Source organism: Bacillus sp. FSL E2-8868, from assembly GCF_038005505.1.
In the GTDB taxonomy this organism is placed as follows: domain Bacteria; phylum Bacillota; class Bacilli; order Bacillales; family Bacillaceae_G; genus Bacillus_A; species Bacillus_A mycoides.
This window is the reverse complement of sequence record NZ_JBBOTI010000005.1, coordinates 1-21,831: the sequence shown is the minus strand read 5'-3', so window position 1 is coordinate 21,831 and position 21,831 is coordinate 1. Positions and strand designations below refer to the sequence as shown.

General features: G+C 36.1%; 23 protein-coding genes. 14 read left to right on the top strand and 9 right to left on the bottom strand.

Annotated elements, in window-relative coordinates; translation table 11 throughout:
• Nucleotides 1-77: 77 nt before the first annotated feature.
• Complete coding sequence (locus NSS74_RS26915; protein WP_002140287.1) at nt 78-983, bottom strand: TIGR01777 family oxidoreductase; 906 nt, start codon at nt 981-983, stop codon at nt 78-80.
• Between the two features lie 81 nt (nt 984-1,064).
• Here NSS74_RS26915 and recX point away from each other — a divergent pair, with 81 nt between their 5' ends.
• Nucleotides 1,065-1,877 (top strand): recombination regulator RecX, encoded by an 813-nt coding sequence (recX, locus tag NSS74_RS26910; RefSeq protein WP_002029629.1) that lies wholly within the window; start codon nt 1,065-1,067, stop codon nt 1,875-1,877.
• A gap of 9 nt (nt 1,878-1,886) precedes the next feature.
• Nucleotides 1,887-2,204 (top strand): YfhH family protein, encoded by a 318-nt coding sequence (locus NSS74_RS26905; RefSeq protein ID WP_002029631.1) that lies wholly within the window; start codon nt 1,887-1,889, stop codon nt 2,202-2,204.
• Nucleotides 2,205-2,268: 64 nt separating this feature from the next.
• On the opposite strand, the gene NSS74_RS26900 is transcribed toward NSS74_RS26905, so the two are convergent.
• Both NSS74_RS26900 and NSS74_RS26895 read right to left on the bottom strand, forming a co-directional pair.
• Complete coding sequence (locus NSS74_RS26900; RefSeq protein WP_002010325.1) at nt 2,269-2,421, bottom strand: YpzG family protein; 153 nt, start codon at nt 2,419-2,421, stop codon at nt 2,269-2,271.
• A gap of 32 nt (nt 2,422-2,453) precedes the next feature.
• The gene (locus NSS74_RS26895) at nt 2,454-2,612 is read right to left on the bottom strand and encodes a small, acid-soluble spore protein K (protein WP_002010326.1); all 159 of its coding nucleotides are present in this window, start codon (nt 2,610-2,612) and stop codon (nt 2,454-2,456) included.
• 122 nt (nt 2,613-2,734) lie between these two features.
• Between NSS74_RS26895 and NSS74_RS26890 the strand changes: the two genes are divergently transcribed.
• Nucleotides 2,735-3,001 (top strand): YfhJ family protein, encoded by a 267-nt coding sequence (locus NSS74_RS26890; protein ID WP_002010328.1) that lies wholly within the window; start codon nt 2,735-2,737, stop codon nt 2,999-3,001.
• A gap of 24 nt (nt 3,002-3,025) precedes the next feature.
• Here NSS74_RS26890 and NSS74_RS26885 read toward each other — a convergent pair whose 3' ends face one another.
• A complete protein-coding gene (locus tag NSS74_RS26885) occupies nt 3,026-4,006 on the bottom strand; it encodes a metal-dependent hydrolase (RefSeq protein ID WP_002029634.1) in 981 nt (326 codons plus the stop codon).
• A gap of 149 nt (nt 4,007-4,155) precedes the next feature.
• On the opposite strand from NSS74_RS26885, the gene mutY reads away from it, so the two are divergent.
• Nucleotides 4,156-5,253, top strand: a complete 1,098-nt coding sequence (gene mutY, locus NSS74_RS26880) for an A/G-specific adenine glycosylase (protein WP_002140288.1) — start codon at nt 4,156-4,158, stop codon at nt 5,251-5,253.
• 240 nt (nt 5,254-5,493) lie between these two features.
• On the opposite strand, the gene NSS74_RS26875 is transcribed toward mutY, so the two are convergent.
• Nucleotides 5,494-5,670 (bottom strand): hypothetical protein, encoded by a 177-nt coding sequence (locus tag NSS74_RS26875; protein ID WP_002091123.1) that lies wholly within the window; start codon nt 5,668-5,670, stop codon nt 5,494-5,496.
• Nucleotides 5,671-5,795: 125 nt separating this feature from the next.
• Here NSS74_RS26875 and NSS74_RS26870 point away from each other — a divergent pair, with 125 nt between their 5' ends.
• The 4 genes from NSS74_RS26870 (at nt 5,796) to NSS74_RS26855 (ending at nt 9,185) form a co-directional block, all read left to right on the top strand.
• Nucleotides 5,796-6,077, top strand: a complete 282-nt coding sequence (locus NSS74_RS26870) for a gamma-type small acid-soluble spore protein (protein WP_002125062.1) — start codon at nt 5,796-5,798, stop codon at nt 6,075-6,077.
• 188 nt (nt 6,078-6,265) lie between these two features.
• The gene (locus NSS74_RS26865) at nt 6,266-6,520 is read left to right on the top strand and encodes a YgaB family protein (protein ID WP_002029639.1); all 255 of its coding nucleotides are present in this window, start codon (nt 6,266-6,268) and stop codon (nt 6,518-6,520) included.
• Between the two features lie 319 nt (nt 6,521-6,839).
• On the top strand, nt 6,840-7,370 hold the full coding sequence (ntdP, locus tag NSS74_RS26860; protein ID WP_000506630.1) for a nucleoside tri-diphosphate phosphatase: 531 nt from the start codon (nt 6,840-6,842) through the stop codon (nt 7,368-7,370).
• Between the two features lie 54 nt (nt 7,371-7,424).
• Complete coding sequence (locus NSS74_RS26855; RefSeq protein WP_002091119.1) at nt 7,425-9,185, top strand: ABC transporter ATP-binding protein; 1,761 nt, start codon at nt 7,425-7,427, stop codon at nt 9,183-9,185.
• Between the two features lie 13 nt (nt 9,186-9,198).
• On the opposite strand, the gene NSS74_RS26850 is transcribed toward NSS74_RS26855, so the two are convergent.
• The 3 genes from NSS74_RS26850 to hemL form a co-directional block, all read right to left on the bottom strand.
• A complete protein-coding gene (locus NSS74_RS26850; RefSeq protein WP_002063696.1) occupies nt 9,199-10,287 on the bottom strand; it encodes an aromatic acid exporter family protein in 1,089 nt (362 codons plus the stop codon).
• Nucleotides 10,288-10,556: 269 nt separating this feature from the next.
• Nucleotides 10,557-14,993, bottom strand: coding sequence for a glutamate synthase-related protein (locus tag NSS74_RS26845; RefSeq protein ID WP_340814690.1), 4,437 nt, complete (start codon nt 14,991-14,993; stop codon nt 10,557-10,559).
• Between the two features lie 203 nt (nt 14,994-15,196).
• Entirely contained in the window at nt 15,197-16,495 is a 1,299-nt protein-coding gene (gene hemL, locus NSS74_RS26840) for a glutamate-1-semialdehyde-2,1-aminomutase (protein WP_002010346.1), read from the bottom strand.
• A 127-nt stretch (nt 16,496-16,622) separates the two neighbouring features.
• Between hemL and NSS74_RS26835 the strand changes: the two genes are divergently transcribed.
• The 6 genes from NSS74_RS26835 (at nt 16,623) to perR (ending at nt 20,917) form a co-directional block, all read left to right on the top strand.
• Nucleotides 16,623-17,636, top strand: a complete 1,014-nt coding sequence (locus NSS74_RS26835; RefSeq protein WP_002010347.1) for an ABC transporter ATP-binding protein — start codon at nt 16,623-16,625, stop codon at nt 17,634-17,636.
• A complete protein-coding gene (locus NSS74_RS26830; protein ID WP_002140292.1) occupies nt 17,629-18,420 on the top strand; it encodes an ABC transporter permease in 792 nt (263 codons plus the stop codon). The genes NSS74_RS26835 and NSS74_RS26830 overlap by 8 nt, the downstream gene beginning before the upstream one ends.
• Before the next feature lie 4 nt (nt 18,421-18,424).
• Nucleotides 18,425-19,210 carry an ABC transporter permease gene (locus NSS74_RS26825; protein ID WP_002091114.1) on the top strand — a complete coding sequence of 262 codons (786 nt, stop codon included), beginning with the start codon at nt 18,425-18,427 and terminating at the stop codon, nt 19,208-19,210.
• 72 nt (nt 19,211-19,282) lie between these two features.
• A complete protein-coding gene (locus NSS74_RS26820) occupies nt 19,283-19,687 on the top strand; it encodes a potassium channel family protein (RefSeq protein ID WP_002140293.1) in 405 nt (134 codons plus the stop codon).
• A gap of 44 nt (nt 19,688-19,731) precedes the next feature.
• Complete coding sequence (gene bcp, locus NSS74_RS26815) at nt 19,732-20,187, top strand: thioredoxin-dependent thiol peroxidase (RefSeq protein ID WP_002029647.1); 456 nt, start codon at nt 19,732-19,734, stop codon at nt 20,185-20,187.
• Nucleotides 20,188-20,488: 301 nt separating this feature from the next.
• Nucleotides 20,489-20,917: a peroxide-responsive transcriptional repressor PerR gene (gene perR / locus NSS74_RS26810; protein ID WP_000237831.1), complete on the top strand. Its 429-nt coding sequence runs from the start codon at nt 20,489-20,491 to the stop codon at nt 20,915-20,917.
• Between the two features lie 86 nt (nt 20,918-21,003).
• Here the strand turns inward: perR and NSS74_RS26805 are convergent, their stop codons facing one another.
• Entirely contained in the window at nt 21,004-21,360 is a 357-nt protein-coding gene (locus tag NSS74_RS26805) for a YgzB family protein (RefSeq protein ID WP_002140296.1), read from the bottom strand.
• Nucleotides 21,361-21,831: the final 471 nt, after the last annotated feature.

The following is a 21,831-nucleotide window of genomic DNA, read 5'->3' as shown; positions in this document are numbered from 1 at the left end:
GTAGTAATGCTCCGGTGTTTAAAAAGTAAGAAGTCTTGGAGGAGATAGACTACCCGTAAAACTGTATTTTAAAAGTACTACATTGTATGCAAGAGGATATTTTGTAATGCATGGTTAACTGTTGGAAATGTGTATTGATATCCATGTTTAATAGCTTTATTGGGTAATACATGTTGCCCTTCTAATACAAGTATACTCATCTCACCGAGTAAAGCGCGAAGTACAAATGAAGGAACAGGTAGCCAATGAGGTCGCCTAGTTATAGTGGCAATAATTTCACCGAACTCTTTCATCCGTATTGGCGTTGGCGCTGTAATATTAAAAGGTCCGTCAATTTCTTTTTTGTGAATGATGAAATCAATCATGCGAACGACATCGTCTATATGAATCCATGATAACCATTGGTTTCCAGATCCAAGTGTACCGCCGATATATAATTGATAGGGAAGTAGCATTTTTGGAAGAGCTCCTCCATCTGCGCCCAATACGACTCCAAATCTTGTGTAGACAGTTCTTATTCCAATGGAGCGGGCTTTAGATGCTTCTTGCTCCCACAAATATACTGTGTTTGCTAAAAAGTCATCTCCTGGAGTCTCTTGCTGTTCTGTAAAAGATTCGGTTTCAGATGTCCCATAGTATCCAATGGCACTTGCATTAATAAATGTGTGTGGCTTTGTTTCAAGGGTTTGTAATTGTTTAATGAGTCCTTTTGTTGTTTGAATTCTACTGTTTAAAATTGATTCTTTTTGTTTTTTTGTCCATCTACTATTAATAGATTCTCCAGCTAGATTAATAACTACATCGATAGAGGAGAGAGGGAAGGTCTGTAAATCCGGTGTCCACTGTACGTATTGAAGGTTAGTGTGTGAAGTTTCAGCAATTTTTTTTCGAGTAAGAATGTAAACAGTAAATCCCTTTTGAATAAAAAAACTAGAAAGGGATTTGCCTATAAAGCCAGAGCCACCAGAAATTGCGATTTTCACAATTATTTCCTCCTCATTATATATATTCTTGAAAAGAAAAAACGTTCCTTGACTATGTTAAAATAATAGAGAGGTGAGAGTATGACTGTCATTACAAAAATAGAAGTGCAAAAACGATCGAAAGAACGATTTAATATTTATATTGATAAAGGTCAAGGCGAAGAGTACGGGTTTAGTGTGAATCAATCAATCTTAATGAAACATGGGTTACAAAAAGGCTTAGAAATTGATGAAGTAGCGTTAGGGAATATTTTGTACAATGAAGAGGTACAAAAAGCATATTTACAAGCGATTTCCTATTTATCCTATCAAATGAGAACAAAACAAGAAATAGAAGATTTCTTACGAAAAAAAGAAGTGGGACAGGCCATCATCTCTGAAGTCGTTTCGAAATTATTACATGATCGATATATTAATGATAAAGAGTACGCTATTTCATACGTGCGAACGCAAAGTAATGTGAATCAAAAAGGTCCAACTGTTATTAGGAGAGGGCTATTAAGTAAAGGTGTTCAGGATTTAATCATTACACATAGTTTACAAGAGTATCCAAAGGAGAAGCAAATGGAGAATGCTTTGTTTCTTATAGAAAAGAAGAAAAAATCTTATCAAAAGCATTCATTTTTACAAATGAAGCTAAAGTTAGATGAAATGCTTGTTCGTAAAGGATATTCTAGAGATGTGATTCAAATTTGCTTGGAAGAATTGAAAGACGAAAAAGATGACGAACAGCAACAAGAAGCGTTACACTATCATGGGAATAAATATTATGAGAAATATAAGAAGTATGATGGTTGGACATTCGAAAATAAGGTGAAGCAAGCGTTATATCGAAAAGGATTCTCTATTGATGAGATAGATATATTTTTACAAATGAAACGTGAAGAGGGATGAGGAAATAAGATGGGTACGCCAAAACGCTACAGTGAAATGACACCACATGAGTTAAGGGAAGAAATTGGGGTTTTGAAGGAGCAAGCAGTAAAGGCTGAGCAACTTGGAATTGTAAATGAATTCGATGTATTAATGAGAAAAATGGCTATGGCTCGTGCTTATATGATAGATATAAATAAATTCCATATTGGTGAGACATATGAATTAGTAGAAGAACCTGGTGTGGTATTTAAAATTACGTATTTCAATGGGGTATTTGCTTGGGGATATAAGCAAAATGATAATGAAGAGATTGGAATACCAATTTCCTTGCTGCAGGAAAAATAAAAACCAGAGAGTGAATATCTCTCTGGTTTTCATCTTTGGTAGGCGTTAAAGGAGATAGGAGATTCTAAAATTGGCGTTTTTTACATTCGTTTGCCAGTATAATGAGAGACTGGGTTTGTTGCGTCTGTCCATTAACTTGCGCTTTCGCATGTTTTGGACGAGTCCACGTATGGTTAAATAATTCAGAACGACGATCTAAATGGTCACGGTAGCTCATCTTTATCACCTCGTGTAGGAATTTAATTTGTACTACTCTTCCTGCTGATTTGCAGCACGCATACGCTCTTGTGGGTGCGTGTTAATTGTGCCGTTAGGTCGTTTCGAAGCGAAGCGTGATTTCGCTTTCGGTTGACCGTCGATTTTGCTGTTGTTTTTTGACTCAGACCAAAATTCGGCTTGTCTACCCATTAAGAACGCCCCCTCACTATCAGTCGATACCCCTTTAAGAAGTATCACTTATAGAATGTGCAAAATAGAAGAAACTATCCTTTAGAAATTAAGGGAATAAATAGGTAAAAGGAGAATAGAACATGAATGATATTTATGAAACATTAACGAAAGAATTATTAGATAAAAATGACAACCTTTCTTACGCACAAGCTCGTGCATGGGTTGAATTATTGTGGGAAGACTTCCGAACAACTTATGCTAAATCAGGTCGTTACCAAGGTGAGGAAATGACTGAACAAGTGGTACGAACATGGGTTAATAATCATGGAGGGCGCCTTCATGAAATGCGTACAAATAATCCGAAGTATAGCCATTTAATCAATCAAGAAGATCATTTGAAACATTAAAAAAAGCGACGTAGGTCGCTTTTTTTAATGTGGAAGCAATTCCAGTTTCTTTCGAAGTTTCTCTTCGCTGAAAATCCATCCTGTATATGAACTAATAATATTTAAATTTTGATCGAGCTGAACGATTGCGACGAATGGATAATAATCTTTACTTCGATACCGCAAATCAATAAATCGAACTTCATAATAGTTATCATAATCGAAAATATCCCAGCGATATACAGGCGAGAAAGATAAGAAAGCAGATATATTTTCATCTCGCACAGCGGCTTGCATAATGGCGGTATTCGGGAACAGTACGCGATCGAATTTATCGTATACAAGGATGTTACCGCGGTGCCATCTTGCGACGTAGTAATGTTCAGTTGTAACGACGGCTAAATGATAATGATAAAATTTGTAAGAAGGAGAAATAATTACTTTCTCTACATTTTTGAAACGTTTGTATACTACACTTTTAATATTTCGATGCATCATAATGCGGCCGATATAGTAAACAAACATTAATATATACGCTGCTAAAGCAGTATAGCCTTTATGTGCTCCGACAAGCATACAGGCGATAGCAAGTATATGGATAAAGAAAATGACAGTATCAAACGTATTAATTATGCCGAGCGCTACCCATTTTTTTGTGAAGGGCCTTAATGCCTGTGTACCATAGGCATTGAAAATATCCACAAAGACATGAAGAAAGACGGCAATAAATGACCAAAGTAGTAGATGCAGATAGGGAGCGTCTGAAAAGAAGGCGAAAGAGATGCCACTTATAAGGAGTGACCAAAGGATCACTGCAGGGATGGAATGAGTAATCCCGCGATGATTTCTTATATATTTAGCGTTATTACGCAATTTTAAAACTGTATCGATGTCAGGAATATTGGAACCGGCAATTGTTGCAAGCATCACTGCTTGTGGCCCAATATCACTTTGTGCTATAGCTGGATCTAATGTTGCCAAACTGCCTAGAGTAACGCCCATAACAAGGTGAGTGGCTGTGTCCATAGAAATCCACCTCCGTTTTTTATTAATGTAACTCTTTTTATTCGATACCTCAAGTCCTTTGCCTTCTATTTCCTATGTCATCTTACTTAAATTTTTTCCTAAAATCTTTATAATAGTACGTATATGCAAAAAAATGAGGGGGATCAAGTTTGACACTTGAAATATTAAATGAGTTTAACATAGAACAGTTTCAAAATGATTTAATTGGTTGGTTTGAAAAAGAACAACGTGATTTACCGTGGCGAAAAAATAAAGATCCATACCGTGTTTGGGTTTCAGAAATTATGTTACAGCAAACAAGGGTTGAGGCTGTAAAACCATATTACGCAAATTTTATGGGGAAGTTTCCTACGCTTGAAGCGCTAGCAACTGCCGATGATGAAGAAGTATTAAAAGCATGGGAAGGCTTAGGTTATTATTCTAGAGCACGAAATTTACATGCTGCAGTAAAAGAGGTAAAAGAAGTATACGGCGGGACAGTACCGAGCGATGTAAAGAAAATTGAAAAATTAAAAGGAGTGGGACCATATACAAAAGGTGCCATTTTAAGTATTGCATATGGCATACCAGAGCCAGCGGTTGATGGAAATGTTATGCGTGTATTATCTCGTATTTTATCAGTGTGGGATGATATTGCAAAACCGAAAACGAGAAAAGTTTTTGAAGAGATTGTGCGTGAAATTATTTCTATAGAAAATCCATCTTATTTTAACCAAGGTTTGATGGAATTAGGGGCATTAATTTGTATACCGAAAAATCCATCTTGTTTACTTTGTCCTGTACGTGAACATTGCAGAGGGTATGCTGAAGGTGTTCAAAAAGAACTACCAGTGAAGAGTAAAGCGAAAGCACCTACAATGGTACCGCTCGTTGCGGGAGTACTTCAAACTGAAGATGGCCGTTACGTAATTAATAAACGCCCAAGTACGGGATTACTGGCTAATATGTGGGAGTTCCCGAATATTGAACTAAGTGAAGGTATTCGTAATCAAAAACAACAGCTTACGGATTATATGAATGAGAGCTTTGATCTCTCTGTTTCTATTGATGAATACGCGATGAATGTACAACATACTTTTACACATCGTACTTGGGATATCTTCATATTTTACGGAAAAGTAACAGGTAATATTGTCGAAACGGATACATTAAAGTTTGTATCGAAAGAAGCGTTTGAACAGTTACCTTTCTCGAAATCACATCGTACAATTTACGAAAAGTGTGTTGAGAAAATTACAATGCAGTAAAGTGAAACTTTAATCAGTGGGGGTTTTCTTCATCCCCCACTGATTATTAGCCCTCACCAATCGGGCTTTTATGGGCAGCCCGACCCCAACCTAACTTCTTTGCTTTCGCTGCATTTTGAGGTGGGGTCTTACTGCCCGGCAAATAGCGGGATAAATAATAAAAAACGTGTTCCAGAACTTTGGAACACGTTTTTTTATATTGAAAATAAATTTGTATTTTGAGGTTGAAAATCCACGCGTTTATAATCCGCCCCGTGACTCGATTTCTTTAACAACTTCTTTATAAATCGTTTGTCCCTCTACATTTAGATAAGGCATAATTTGCTGAAATGAATGATGAAAATAAGCTAATTCATCCTCTTTCCATTCATTTTTGGAAATCATAGTTAGCTCAGTCATATCACGTCCAGTATACATATTCCCACCTCCATCATATGTAGTTTGAATGAGTGATAAGAGATATATACGTGAATTTTTAAAAAGAAAATTAGGGATAACTTCTAAGTGAATTGGTTACATTATTGATTGTGGAGGTGAGAAAGATGAGTAAAAAACAACAAGGTTATAATAAGGCAACTTCTGGTGCTAGCATTCAAAGTACAAATGCTAGCTATGGTACAGAGTTTGCAACTGAAACGAATGTACAAGCAGTAAAACAAGCGAACGCACAATCAGAGGCACAGAAAGCACAAGCTTCTGCTGCTCAAAGTGCAAATGCTAGTTATGGTACAGAGTTTGCAACTGAAACAGATGTGCATGCAGTGAAAAAACAAAATGCACAATCAGCTGCAAAACAATCACAATCTTCTAGTTCAAACGAGTAATGAAAGAAAAACACTTCTCCAATTCGAGAGAAGTGTTTTCTTTGTGTGCGTGTCACTGTAATGAAAATAAAGGGAACGACATAACTTCTAATAAGTCAACAAATATAGTCAAAGGAGAAAGAAGTTCACGATTAGAAAATATGTAATAGGAATTATAAATGGCGAATGAATTAAAAAGGGGGTAAGTGATGAACGATTTTGATAAGTTGGTAGGAGAGCAGTTGGAAACGATGGATGAGCTTTTAAAGTTACAATCACATTTAGAGAAGTATCAGCAAATTGAAATGAGTGGAAGGGATATGTGCGATAAAAAAGAATTGCATTTTATCCGTCAAGAAATATACAGAACAGAAATAGCATTAAAACTTTTGCATGAAAAATTTGAACAGCAAACGAATAATGTGATTCAATCTTTTGAAACCGAAAAAATAATTTCAAATTAAGGGTGAGATATGTTGTTGATTTTAGGTGAAAAGTCCTTTCTTAAACAGAGGTGAGGGGGCTTTTCTTTTTGTTATATCTTCGTTTAATCTTCTAAAATACGTATTGCTAATTCATAGGAAATGTTCCTTCGTTAAAAGGGTTAGTGATGGGGTATTCAATAATACAAACTTCATTATATTCCTCATGAAAACAAGTGTCCTATCGCTTTAGTTTTAAAATTTTGACAAAAAAGTTATAATAGAAAAAAAGTGAATGCAGTTCAAGGGGTAGTTAAGACAACTTAAGAAAAGCATTTGCGGTTGAAAGAAGGGAGCATATATGGGATTTCCCAAAGAAGGAGAAAAGGTACAAATACATAGTTATAAACATAATGGCTCCATTCATAGAATGTGGGAAGAGACAACAATTTTAAAAGGGACGCAGAGTCTTGTGATCGGAGCAAATGATCGTACAGTAGTTACGGAATCAGATGGTCGAACATGGGTTACTCGCGAACCTGCGATTTGTTACTTCCATGCTAATTATTGGTTTAATGTAATTGGAATGCTGAGAGAAGAAGGAGTATATTATTATTGTAATTTAAGTTCTCCTTTTGCATATGACTCTGAAGCATTAAAGTATATTGATTACGACTTAGACATTAAAGTGTACCCAGATATGACATATACACTTTTGGATGAAGATGAGTATGAAAAGCATAGTCAAATCATGCAGTATCCACCTGTTATTGATACAATTTTAAAACGAAATGTAGCACATTTAACACAGTGGATTCATCAAAGAAAAGGTCCATTCGCACCGGATTTCGTAGATATGTGGTACGAAAGATATTTAATGTACAGAAATTAAAACAAACCTGCAGGGAATTTCCCGGCAGGTTTGTCCTATTAGAGGGGGGATTATGTGCAAGGTATAAAAAGATATTTACAATTTGTTAAACCATATCGATGGCTTATTGCTATTACAATTATTATTGGTCTTGTGAAGTTCGGTATCCCGCTTATTATGCCATGGTTATTAAAGTATATTATTGATGATGTTATTCAAGGCACGGGATCGCTTCAAGAAAAAACGTCTCAATTAATAACCGCAATTGGGATTGCTTTTTTTATTTTTGCAGTAGTAAGACCGCCGATAGAATATTATCGTCAATATTTCGCGCAGCGCATTGCCAATACAATACTATACGATTTACGAAAATACATTTTTGGGCACTTGCAAAAATTAAGCTTACGTTATTATTCGAACACAAAAACAGGGGAGCTTATTTCACGTGTAATCCATGATGTAGAACAAACGAAGGACTTTGTAATTACTGGTCTTATGAATGTCTGGTTAGATACTGCAACAATTGTTATTGCCATTATCGTTATGTTTTCTATGAATATAAAATTAACCTTTGTTGCTTTATTAATCTTACCTATTTATGTAGTTGCAGTGAAATATTTTTTCGGGCGCCTTCGAAAATTGACGAAAGAGCGCTCGCAAGCGCTAGCAACTATGCAAGGGTATTTACATGAACGTATTCAAGGGATGCAAGTGACACGTAGTTTTGCATTAGAAGAGTATGAAAGAGGACAGTTTGAAAAGAGAAATAATGAATTTTTAACGAAAGCACTAACTCATACGAGTTGGACGGCGAGAACGTTTTCGGTAGTGAATACGTTAACGGATTTAGGGCCGTTACTTGTTATTGGTTTTGCGGCATATGAGGTAATTCAAGGGTCGTTAACACTGGGTACGATGGTTGCTTTTGTTGGATATATGGATAGTTTATATAGTCCGCTTCGTCGCCTTGTTAATTCATCTACAACATTAACACAGTCTTTCGCCTCGATGGATCGAGTGTTTGAATTGTTGGATGAAAAATACGATATTGTTAATGTGCCAAATGCGGTGCAAACGAAAAGGCTAGATGGGGAAGTTATATTTGATAATGTTTCTTTTCGTTATAATGCGGATGAAAAAGAAATATTGCATAATCTGTCATTAACTATGCGCCCGGGAGAGAAGGTTGCGCTTGTAGGGGCAAGCGGAGGAGGAAAGTCATCTCTTGCTAGTTTAATTCCGCGTTTTTACGATGTTTCTGAAGGTGCAGTTTATATAGACGGGATAGATGTAAGAAAGTATAATATGAGAAATTTACGTAGTCATATTGGAATTGTGCTACAAGATAATTTATTATTTAGCGATACAATCGGGGCTAATATTTTATATGGCAATCCGAAAGCTACAGAGGCGGAAGTGATTTCAGCTGCCAAAGCTGCACAAATTCATAATTTTATTACAGAGTTGCCAGAGGGCTATGATACTGTCGTTGGGGAACGTGGTGTGAAATTATCTGGTGGACAAAGACAGCGTGTAGCAATCGCACGGGTTTTTCTAAAGAATCCGTCTTTACTTATATTAGATGAAGCAACTTCCGCTTTAGATTTAGAAAATGAACGATATATTCAAGAGGCACTGCAAACGTTAGCTGCAGATCGGACAACAATTATTATTGCACATCGATTAGCGACGATTACGCATGTTGATACAATTATTTATGTTGAAGATGGTGAAATAAAAGAAAAGGGTTCTCATGAAGAGTTAATGAAAAAGAGGGGATTTTATTACAATCTATATCAACTTCAGCATATAACAGAAACAGCTCCTTTAGCGTAAAAGGAGCTGTTTTTTATTCGTCTTCTTTTTTATCTTCGATTTGGAGTTCGCTTTCTGGTTTATGGTATGTGTAGAAGCTATCCACAAGTAAATCTAAATGCTCTACTTCCTCACTGTAGTTAATAATTGAAGAAATAAGAGGGAAGAGGTGTAACCATATTTTATATGCTTCCTCATCGTCCTTATTTTGATAATCCATAAAGATATCAATCAATTCTTGTTTACCGGTTTCAACTTCATCAAGCATCTCAACGGATTGTTGTTTCTTTGCTTTACCAATAAATTTTAATAACACTTGTTCGTGATAATGCGTTAATGAATCAAGTTCGTTTTGAATAGATTCCTGAAACTCTTCTGGCATATAGCGCAGTTCATTTTCGGTGCGATGTAATGATTTTAACGTGCTTAAAGCGCGGCTTGTTGTCGCTAACATTTGTCTGAATAAAACGAGCTTACGAATTTTCGCGAATTGTATTTTTTTCGTATAGCTTCTTTCTTCTTTATACAGCAAATAGTAATGATTTAGTTTAATCATTTTTTCTTTCATGCGATCAATATCGGTTTTTAGCGTTGTAAAATCAGAAGCTTGCCTACTGTTCATACGAATCCATTTAACAATTTCCTCTGTATTATCAACGATGCGATGGTAAAGTTTTGTTTCATATTTTGGCGGCATAAATACTAAATTTACAAGCGAAGCCGCAATAATTCCAATCATAATCGTCGCGAATCGAAGTAAGGCAAAATTAAAGAAATCTTCGCCTTGATACTCCATAATGGCGATAACTGTTACTAAAGCGAGTGATATTGTTTTTTCTAAGCGTAATTGTAAAGTAAGAGCAATTACTAATATACACGTTAATCCAATAATAAAAGGATTATGTCCAAAAGCAGTAGCAAATACGATAGCGAATACAGCACCAATTACGTTTGCTTGAATTTGCTCAAGAGCAGTTAAATACGAGCGGTATACAGACGGTTGAACAGCAAAGATAGCTGAGATTCCCGCAAATACAGGACTCGGTAATTGAAGTAAAATACAAGCAAATAAAGCTAATGTAATGGCAATACCCGTTTTTAAAATGCGAGCACCAAGTTTCATACCCTTATTGATATCCTTTCTCTTGTCATAATGAATGTACAACATGATACTATACATTCATTACAATATGTTAGCAAGTGATATTTTAGTGACGTTAAAAAGTTTAATAAATAAATTACAATCAATTTATAATTTCTCCAAATTCTCTTTAAACATCTATTCTTTAATAAAAAAACCTGCTGAATTTCAGCAGGTTTCAAATTGTTATTCTAGATTACTATGCGATGCTCGCTTCGTCAATTTTTTTATGAAAATAAATATTGTACATATCATTCGGTTGAAATAGATGGATCCGCCTGTTCTTTTTTCGGGATAATTTCATAGAAGTGAAGCTGGATATCATCTAATAATGGTGTTAACAAAGCGACTTCTTCATATTGTTCGTGCTCATTTAATACACGAATGTAGTCTAATAATAATTCATTCACATCTTGCAAACCATTTTTACTAATTGGCTGCAATGTTACATTTGCACCTTTAGCAATTCTTCTTTTTAAAGCGTGTTCTGTTAAACCTAAGTTTGGCTCATGATGTAAATAAACAACACCACCAGTCATGCCGGCACAAATCCATGGACCAGGATCTCCTAAAACAAGAGCGCGACCATTTGTCATATATTCAAAAGCAAATCCTTTTATATTAGAATATACTCCGATATTTCCTTGTTCTTTTTCGCGGAGTGGTTTTGTAATTCTGCCTCCAATTATCATATCTGCTCCAGAAAGGCGAATGCCAGCACGAGCATCAGCGTTACCTTGCACGTATAATGCACCTTTTTGAGCACCGTATCCAAATCCTTTTCCGACAGAACCGTTATAATATGTTCCATCTGTTCCTTTTGCTTTCGTTATATAAATGCCACCGCCAAATGAAGTTTTTCCAATTCCATCTTGCGCGCCACCATTTACGTGTATAAATAAGTTCTCGCTATTGTACGCGCCTAATCCGTTTCCGGGAACAGATCCGTTTGTATACTTTAATGTAAGTGGTTCAAGATGAGTGTTTTCATATAATTTGCTACGAATACGATAACAGGATTCTAGACCGCCCATTACGCGTTGCTCTACGCCGACGCTTACTAATTCTTTTGACTGGAGAGAATTTGTTGTTTCAAATTGTTTTTCTTGTACAGATGCCGTTATTTTCACAGATGAATCTTCTATCGTTTGTATTAAATTACGTAAGTCTAATAAGTCCTTGCCTCGAGTTTGTTCTAATAAATCCGATCGTCCGATAATATCTTGTAAGTTTGTGTAACCGAGCTGCCCTGTTAAACGTTTCAATTCTGTACCGAAAGTAGTGAATAGGCTTAATAGCCCTGTAACTGCGCTTTCTAATTCACGTGGAACGAAACGGCGCAGTCCATGTTCTTTCGCTTGAGCTTCAGATTCAATTTGTGTTGCAATTCCGACGTGGCACGTATCAAGATGACAACCACGGCAAGTTGTACAGCCAATTGCAATCATTGATAATGTGCCAAATCCGATCCGGTTTGCTCCGAGGAGCATGATTTTTAAGGCGTCATTTACACTTCGAATACCGCCATCTGCCCAAATCTCTACTTTATGTCTCATATTTGCTTCTAGTAACGCATTGTGAGCAGCTTTAACACCAATCTCTACAGGAAGACCAACATGTTGCAATGCGTGAATACGCGCAGCACCTGTTCCGCCATCAAATCCACTAATGTTAATAAAGTCAGCGCCAGCTTTTGCGATACCGACAGCAATTGTTCCGATGTTAGGAACGACAGGAACTTTTACAGCTACTTTTGCAAGATGATTAGCCGTTTTAATTTCTGTAATCATTTGAGCCAAGTCTTCAATTGAATAAATATCATGGTTGTTAGAAGGTGAAATTAAATCCGAACCAATTGTAGCATTACGTGCTTCCGCAATTTTGGCAGTCACTTTTGAACCAGGCAAATGTCCACCTTCACCAGGCTTTGCTCCTTGACCTATTTTAATTTCAATTAAATTTGATGAATTTAGTAGTTCAGCGTTTACTCCAAATCGGCCAGATGCAACTTGTTGTCCGCGTGTATGTGGGTACTTACCAATCATATCTTTAATTTCGCCGCCTTCACCGTTCAAACTAATCATATTTAGCTGATCGGCAGCTTCTGCATACGCGCGAAAGGCAATTTCATTTTGAGAACCAAATGACATGGAACTAATAATAAATGGTAAATCATGATTGTGAATGCCGATGGACACTTCTTCAGTCGGAACTACATGCTGTGCTTGTTTTGTTTGAACAAGGTGCCTGATTGCGATGGGAGTGTTTTCTTCTAATTCACTTAACTTGTCGCGGTAATCATCATAAGAGTTTCCTTTTGCAACATCACCAATTGCTTTCCAAATCCGCGGGAATATATGAAATGATTTTCGCATTCTAACTTTTGGATTGTTAAAATCCTCAGCTCGAATTTTTGCATCTTCAGCAAGTGATTCAAGTGAAAAAGCTAAATTATTTGAACCGCAGAAGTTTGTAATTTGTAATATATTTGCGATTTCCTCATGTAATCCAATAGAGGAGAAGAGGCGACCGTAACCGCGTAATTCATGAATTCCAATCGTTGAAATTACTTTCTCTAGTCCTTTATTAAGTGCGGTATACAAATTAGTAATTGGTACTTTTGTTTCATCATTTACCGTTGCGAACAATAAATATGGATTAATACCATCTGCCCCTAATCCGTATAGCGTGACGATATCGTGTAAGGAGCGAAGGGCACCGGAACGTATAACGAGAGAGCATTTCCGGCGTAATTTATTTTCAGTTAATGCTTGATGTACTTTAGCAGTAACTAAATGTGGGTCAATCCATAACAGTTCATTTTGATGAGATTTAGCGTCATCTAATAATAGTAGGGAAGCACCATTTTTAACGGCTGCTATCGCTTCGGAACTAATTCGATTTAATGCGATTTGTAGAGTTTCTGATGGACTAAATGTAATAGAAATTGTAGAGACAGAGCTATGAGTAATGAATAGCTGTATAAGTTGTTCGTACGTAATCGTGTGTAAGTCTGCCGCGATAGATTGAGCTAAATTCCCTTCTAAAATAATGGGTGAAAGCATCTCGATTACAAATGGTTGTTTAGAGTTATCTAATAAACACGGACGCTCTCCGAGTACAGTACGTGTGGAGAAGTGTTCAACTTCGCGATCGCGATCGATTGCTGGATTTGTAACAACGGCTACACTTTCCTTAATGAAATCAGCAATATTTCGTCTATCTGTATCAAGTGCGGCAAGTGGTGAGTCATGCCCAAGTGACCGAATTGGTTCGACGCCTTTTGTCGCCATTTGTTCAAGGAGCTGAATATGTTCTCGATCCCAGCCAAAAGCGACGTATTGATTCGTTTCAACTTGAACCGAATCACATAATCCCTCAGTTTCTTTCGTTTCAGGGATAGATAAGTTTACGTGATAATTGGTAACATCGATTCGTTTCTTAAAACGGTTATATACTTCAATTTGATAATTGTTGTATTCATAGAGAACGAGCTCATCTTGTTGATTCCATTTTAATCCAACTTTTTCTCCAGGAGCGAGTGGTTTCGGCTCTGCTACATATTCAGTTGGTGATACAACTCCAGGTTCAGAAGAGAAAATATAGGAGCTCTCTGTCTCTACTTTCCAAACTGGGCGTAATCCAAGGGAATCGACACTGAAAACAGCTTCATCTTTATAACGTGAAATAATACCAGCTGGACCTTGTGCGAAATGCCCCCAAGCCTCACGTATATAAGTGTATAAGTTTTGTAAGTTTGTTTCGTAAAGTTTTATTTCATTAATAATTGGTGGAAATAATATATCCATTGCTTCAAATAAACTGTAGTTATACTGAACGAGAAGGGTTTCTAAGGTGCGGTTTAAATCTTGGGAATCACTGCCCCCGGCAGTAAGTGGTACATTAATCATTTCAGCTTGATCGCGTAATTTTGCAATCGTGTTAATTTCGCCATTATGTCCGAGAATGCTAAATGGTTGTACACGAAAAAAATTAGATAACGTATTAGTAGAATAGCGATTATGTCCTAGTGTCATAGTTGAAGCGATAAGTGGGTGTTGTAAATCATTGTAATAAGCAACGAGTGTATCGCCAGCACCGAGAACTTTATATACAACATGTTCATGACTTAATGAGGCAACATGAATTGCTTCATTTTCTTCGATTTTTATTGTTACAGAAAATAATGTTTGTTCAATATTTTTAACTTCACTTTCGGCGATAAGGGCAATTTGCCAAAATAAAGGTTCTTCTTGTTTACCAAGAGGACCGAGTGCATCTGAGTTTATTACATCATCATTTTCGAGAACAATTGTAAAGCTTTCATTGTTTAGTTGCGTACGAATGTAATCTTTTAACTCAGCAATGTTTTCTTTTTTGTTTAGAAAAAAATGTCCAACGATAAAGTGGGGATGATCCACAATCGTTGGATTATATCCGCTACTTTTCAGTTTTTCATTCCAAAGTGCTTTTGGCATGTCGATATGAATTCCGATACCATCTCCTTCGCCATTAATGAAACCAGCTCTATGATTCATTTTGACTAGCGATTGTATACAAAGATCGATGTTTTCTTTTGTAGGAATTCTTCGTTTTTCCATAACGGAAACGATTCCACACGCATCGTGTTCTGCATTTTTATAATTCCGAAATAAAGACGGTGTCCATTTATTTTTTTTGTTGAGCATCCGTCAATCCCCCCTCTGGAAAATGAATTTTGAATAATCTTACTATTTGAGGCGTGAACTGCCTTGTATACATGGATAGTAAGGATATAAAAGAATATAAAACAGATAATTATGAATAATTATACTATTAATGAGGGATTTATGAAATAGAAAAAAGGAAAAAAGAAAGATGGGCTTTCTTTTTTCCTTTTGTAATGAAGAGATTATTTATTGTTCGCTAGGGTAGAAAATGCTCTGCCAACAGCTTCAATTGTATATTCAATATCTTCTTTTGTATGTTCTGTCGTTAAGAACCATGCTTCATATTTAGAAGGTGCTAAATTAATACCTTCTTGAAGCATCAGCTTGAAGAATCTACCGAACATTTCACCATCTGTATTTTTGGCTGCATCGTAATCTTCAATTGTATTTGTTGTGAAGTATACAGTTAATGCACCTTTTAGACGGTTTACTGTAATATCGATGTTATGTTTTGTAGCTTGATCTAAAATTCCTTTTTCAAGCATTGCGCCAAGTGCATCTAATTTCTCGTATACGCCTTCTTGTTGAAGTACTTCTAGACAGGCAATCCCTGATGCCATAGAAGCAGGGTTCCCAGCCATTGTACCAGCTTGGTATGCAGGGCCGAGCGGTGCAACTTGTTCCATAATTTCTTTTTTACCACCATAAGCACCAATTGGAAGTCCGCCGCCGATAACTTTACCAAGTGCTGTTAAATCTGGGGTTACGCCAAGTAAGTCTTGAGCGCCGCCATACATAAAGCGGAAAGCAGTAATAACTTCATCATAAATTACTAGTGCACCAGCTTCGTGAACAAGTTCGTTAACTTTTTCAAGGAAGCCAGGTTTTGGCTCAACAATACCGAAGTTTCCAACGATTGGCTCTACAAGGATAGCTGCTACTTCATGTCCCCATTTATCTAACGCTTCTTTTAAAGTTTCTACATTATTAAATGGAACAGTAATAACTTCTTGAGCGATACTTTGTGGCACACCCGCTGAATCAGGAATTCCAAGAGTAGAAGGACCCGAGCCAGCTGCTACAAGTACTAAATCGGAATGACCGTGGTAACAACCAGCGAATTTCATAATTTTTGTGCGGCCAGTGTAAGCACGAGCAACACGAATGGTTGTCATAACGGATTCTGTACCAGAGTTCACGAAGCGGACTTTATCTAAAGCGGGCATTGCTTCTTTTAACATTTTTGCGAATTTTACTTCTAATGCTGTTGGAGTACCGTATAGTACGCCGTTTTCAGCCGCTGTTTTAATTGCTTCTGTCACGTGTGGGTGAGCATGTCCAGTAATAATAGGGCCATACGCTGCTAAATAATCGATATATTTATTTCCATCTACATCCCAGAAATAAGCACCTTTTCCGCGTTCCATTGCAACAGGAGAACCGCCTCCAACTGCTTTAAAAGAACGGGAAGGACTATTAACACCACCAACGATATGTTCTAAAGCTTCTTTATGTAACGCTTCTGATTTTGTGAAATTCACTACAATTCATCTCCTTACAAAAATCTATGTATTATTCTAACATGTTTTTTGAAAAGACGTATTGTTTGTGATAGAAGGAGCAGTTGGGTAAACTATTCGTTGTGACATTTAGGAAGGGGGTCCGATTATGAAATCGGTAATTGAGGTACAAGGGTTACGTAAAGAGTTTACAGCCTATTCAAGTCGTCCGGGATTAAAGGGTGCATTTCGCGATTTATTAAATCGTAATTATAAAATAGTACCAGCAGTAAATGATGTTTCTTTTACTGTAAAGCAAGGTGAAATGGTTGGTTATATTGGTGAGAATGGTGCTGGTAAATCAACGACGATTAAAATGCTTACAGGGATTTTGACTCCGACATCAGGACAAATTACAGTGAATGGAATGAATCCACACAAACAGAGAGAAGAATTTGTAAGAACAATCGGCGTTGTGTTTGGTCAGCGTTCCCAGCTTTGGTGGGATATTGCTGTACAAGAATCATTTCGTTTATTGAAGAAAGTGTACGGTGTATCAGACGCTCAGTATAAGGAACATATGGAACATGTTATTGAAACGTTAGATATCGGTCCTTTGTTAGATAAACCGGTACGGAAATTATCTCTTGGTCAAAGAATGCGTTGTGAATTGGCAGCGGCGTTAATTCATAATCCGCCGTTATTATTTTTAGATGAGCCAACAATTGGACTAGATGTTCTTGTGAAATTGAAAATACGAGAATTCTTAAAAGAGATGAATGAACGTTATAAAACAACAATTTTATTAACGACACATGATATTACTGATATTGAAGCTTTATGTGAACGCGTCATCATGCTTGATGAAGGGAATATTATGTATGACGGATCTTTAGATAATCTTCGTACGCAGTGGGGAGTAGAGAAGGAAATACATTTTCAGTTTGTTGCCCCAGTTTCATACCAGGAGTTATCAATGGTTATGCCAGATAGCCATGTTGTTTGGTTAAAAGCGAAAGAAGAAAACGCATGGGTTGCAAAAATACCGAATGAAGAAGTTATCATTTCTATGTTGATTTCTAAAGTAGTACAAGCCTTTCAAATTAAAGATTTGAAAATTAACGAAGTGTCTACAGAGGAAATTATTCGTAACATTTATGAAGAAGGTATTATGCATGGGTAAGTATATTGAAATGATTCGGATTCGCTTTTTAATGATGCTTGCTTATCGTACAAATTATTACAGCGGGATTTTAATTTATACGATTAACATTGGTGCGTATTATTTTTTATGGCAAGCAATTTATAGCGGGAAAGAGAATATTGAAAGTTTATCTATTTCACAAATGACTACGTATATTGCGATCGCATGGATGGCACGCGCTTTTTATTTCAATAATATAGATAGAGAAATTGCGATGGAAATTCAAGAAGGACGTGTGGCGGTAGAGCTAATTCGTCCATATAACTATTTAGGTATGAAAGTTATGCAAGGGCTTGGAGAAGGGATATTTCGTTTTGCTTTCTTTTCAATTCCGGGTATGGTTATTGTTACGTTATTATTTTCATTACAAATTACAACAAATTTTCAAACGTGGTTATATTTCTTCTTATCTTTAATATTTAGTTTTATCATTAATACACAAATAAATTTAATGACAGGAATGCTTACATTCTTCTTATTTAATAATAGTGGAATTATGTATGCGAAACGTGTTGTTATTGATTTATTTTCTGGTTTATTATTACCGATTAGTTTTTATCCGTTATGGGCCCAAAAAGCAATGGTGTTTTTACCGTTTCAAGCAATTAGTTATATTCCGAGTATGATTTTCTCTGAAGGTATACAAGGAAATAAGTTATATGAAGCTTTATTATTTCAAGTGATTTGGGCAATTATACTTATTATTCCAATTGTACTGATGTGGAAAACGGCGAGAAAACGTCTAATCGTACAAGGGGGATGACGAGATGATATATATAAAATTATTTTTGCAATATGCAAGTCAATATATAAAAACAAAATTGGAGTATCGTGGCGATTTTATCGTCGGATTACTTTCAGATTTATCACTACAAGCTGTTAATTTAATCTTCATTCTCGTTGTGTTTGGGCATACCCAAGCACTAAAAGGGTGGAGCCGAGAAGAAGTAATCTTTATTTATGGTTTCTTTTTAGTACCGTTTGCCATTTTTTCAGCTTTCTTTAATATATGGGATTTTAATGATCGTTACATTATTAAAGGAGAAATGGATCGTATATTAACGAGACCGATTCATAGTTTATTTCAAATTATATTAGAAAGAATGGAACTTGAATCTTTAATTGGAGCCATTACGGGGATTATTGTGATGGGTTATGCAGCAATGGAGCTGCAATTATCTTTTTACTGGTATGATTTCTTCTTATTCCTACTTATGGTAGGGGGAGGGGCACTTGTGTACGGCGGGATATTTGTTACGCTTGCAAGTCTTGGCTTTTGGTCAGATGCGAAAAGTTCCATTATGCCGCTTATGTATAACATAGGGAATTATGGACGCTATCCTGTTGATATTTATAACCGTGTTATTGGCTTTGTTTTAACGTTTGTTTTACCGTTTGCATTTGTTGGGGTATATCCAGCAGCATACTTTTTAAGAAAAACAGAGTGGAATAGCTATGCTTTCGCAACTCCAATTGTTGGTGTTATCTGTTTTACTATTGCAATTACCCTCTGGAATCAAGGGGTTAAACGATATCGTGGTGCAGGAAATTAATTATAGAAGCTTGTTTGTTTCTAAGGGATAAATCAGCTACAGTCCTCATACATATAAAACGAGGTGGAGGACATGTTATGGGGATTTATTCTATTAATTGCAGCAATCACTATTTTGAGAAGTGTCCAATTATTATGGAGTTCATATTCAAATTCCAATCGTTTCTTTTCGCTGTACAATTTAGCTACGTTGTTTTTGATTTATACAACGGTACTGATTGCGTTTGGATTAAGTTATGTTGTGCTAGAGGAAATGGGTTTTGCAGTTTTGAAAGAAGATGGGGATAGGTTAAGTGCTCATTCCTTTCAGCTCGTTGAAATATGTTTATATTTTAGCGCGGTTACTTTATTGTCCGTTGGATATGGTGATATAGCTCCGATTGGAATCGGAAGATGGATTGCAATTGGAGAAGCGCTAATTGGATATACATTACCGTTTGCCTTTGTGATGAGATCTGTAATAGACAATGAAAAATAAGGTCGCATTTGATATAGTAAAAGAAAAGAGAAGGAGTGATAACAATGATTACAGTAGGAGAAATGGCACCAGAATTTACATTAGAAGGAAGTAACGGAGAACAAATTCGCTTAGCTGACTTTCGCGGTAAAAATGTAGTCCTATATTTTTATCCGAAAGATATGACTCCGGGATGTACAACTGAAGCATGTGATTTTCGTGATGCATATGGATTATTTCAAGAGAAGGATACGGTTATACTTGGTGTAAGTCCAGATTCAGCAAATAGACATATGAAATTCATTGAGAAGCATGAGCTTCCATTTGTACTTTTAGTAGACGAAGATCATAAAGTAGCAGAATTGTACGATGTTTGGAAGCTGAAAAAGAACTTCGGAAAAGAGTACATGGGAATTGAGCGTTCTACATTCCTTATTAATAAAGACGGTGAGCTTGTAAATGAGTGGCGTAAAGTGAAAGTGAAAGGGCATATTGAGGATGTTCTTTCTTATATAAAATAAATCTATATTAATGAGGAGAAAAAATACATATGTAAGGCATGCGTCTATACATATTTTCTTGCGATACATAAAGTGAAAGTGTAGGGCATACCTCCTCAGATGATAGTATTCCAAGTGCGATTATGTCGCACTTTTTTCTATGTAAATGTATAGGGAATGGGGGAAGATACATAAGAATAAGGCTATATACGAAAATAAACCACATACTTATAGTAGAAATATTGACGATTTATAAGAAAAAGAGTACACTCTTTATAAGAATTATAAAATAATAATCCGTATAGAATCGGGGTGCATGACGGTGGTCAAAGAAGAATTAAAAGAAGCGCTAGAAATGCTGAAAAATACGGGTGTACGCATTACTCCACAGCGTCATGCTATTTTAGAGTACCTTGTGGAATCTATGACGCACCCAACAGCGGATGACATTTATAAAGCATTAGAAGGTAAGTTTCCAAATATGAGTGTTGCAACTGTCTATAATAACTTACGTGTGTTTAAAGAAGTTGGACTTGTAAAGGAATTAACTTATGGGGATGCTTCAAGTAGATTTGATTATGTTACAAGTCAACATTATCATGTGATTTGCGAAAAATGTGGTAAGATTGTTGATTTTCCTTATGGGGGATTGGAACAGCTTGAAGAGGAAGCTGCAAAAACGACAGGCTTCGTTATTAATAGTCATCGCTTAGAAATTTATGGCGTTTGTCCAGAGTGTCATAAGGCGTAATATATAATAAAGAAAGAGAGTGACTTAATCGTCACTCTCTTTCTTTATTATATAGGGATGAAAAAATACTAAAGTGAAAGTACGTGTTATCCTTTATAGCTTTTTTTATTGTACTTCTCATTAAATTCTTTTCCTTCTAAACTCGGATCCAGTGTTAAAGGTTGATTGCAATGCATACATGCGTCGACACGACCGAGCATTTTTGTTGGTTTATTGCAGCTTGGACAAATAATTTGTATCGTTTTTGTAGATAACATACCAATCCAAAAGTAAACAACAGTGCTAGCGATGACAGCTAAAAAACCAACCATCATAAAGGTTGTCATAATAATGATGTTTTCGCGAAAAAAGACACCTAAGTATGCAATGAAGAGGCCGATAAATACTAAACTCAATGCAAAGGTTCGGATTTTATTAATTTTGTTCGAATATTTAATACCCATTCCCACCACACTCCTATAGGAATAATATAACACACAATTTAGAATATTTTACGAAAACGAAGGTGATGATTAAATTTATCACTTATTAAAGAACAGTAGTGCTTTCTTTTAAGATGCAATACAGAAAGAGATTAGGTGGAAGGAGCATGTCTATAAAAGAGGAGTAGTAATTTTTTTCTATAGTTAATTTAGTTTTTTAACGGGATGTGAAATTTTTTCGGAAAAAGTATTGACCCTATATATACTGCGTGATATATTAATAAACGTCGCTGATGCGGAAACGCAGTAAACGACAAAAAAGAAATTTGAAAAACTTAGTTGACATCGAAAAACGAAGATGTTAACATAAGGAAGTCGCAATTGAGCGGCGAAGTAGTTCTTTGAAAACTGAACGAAACAAACAACGTAAACGTCAATTTTTATTTTTAGATGCTAGACAAACTAACTTTATTGGAGAGTTTGATCCTGGCT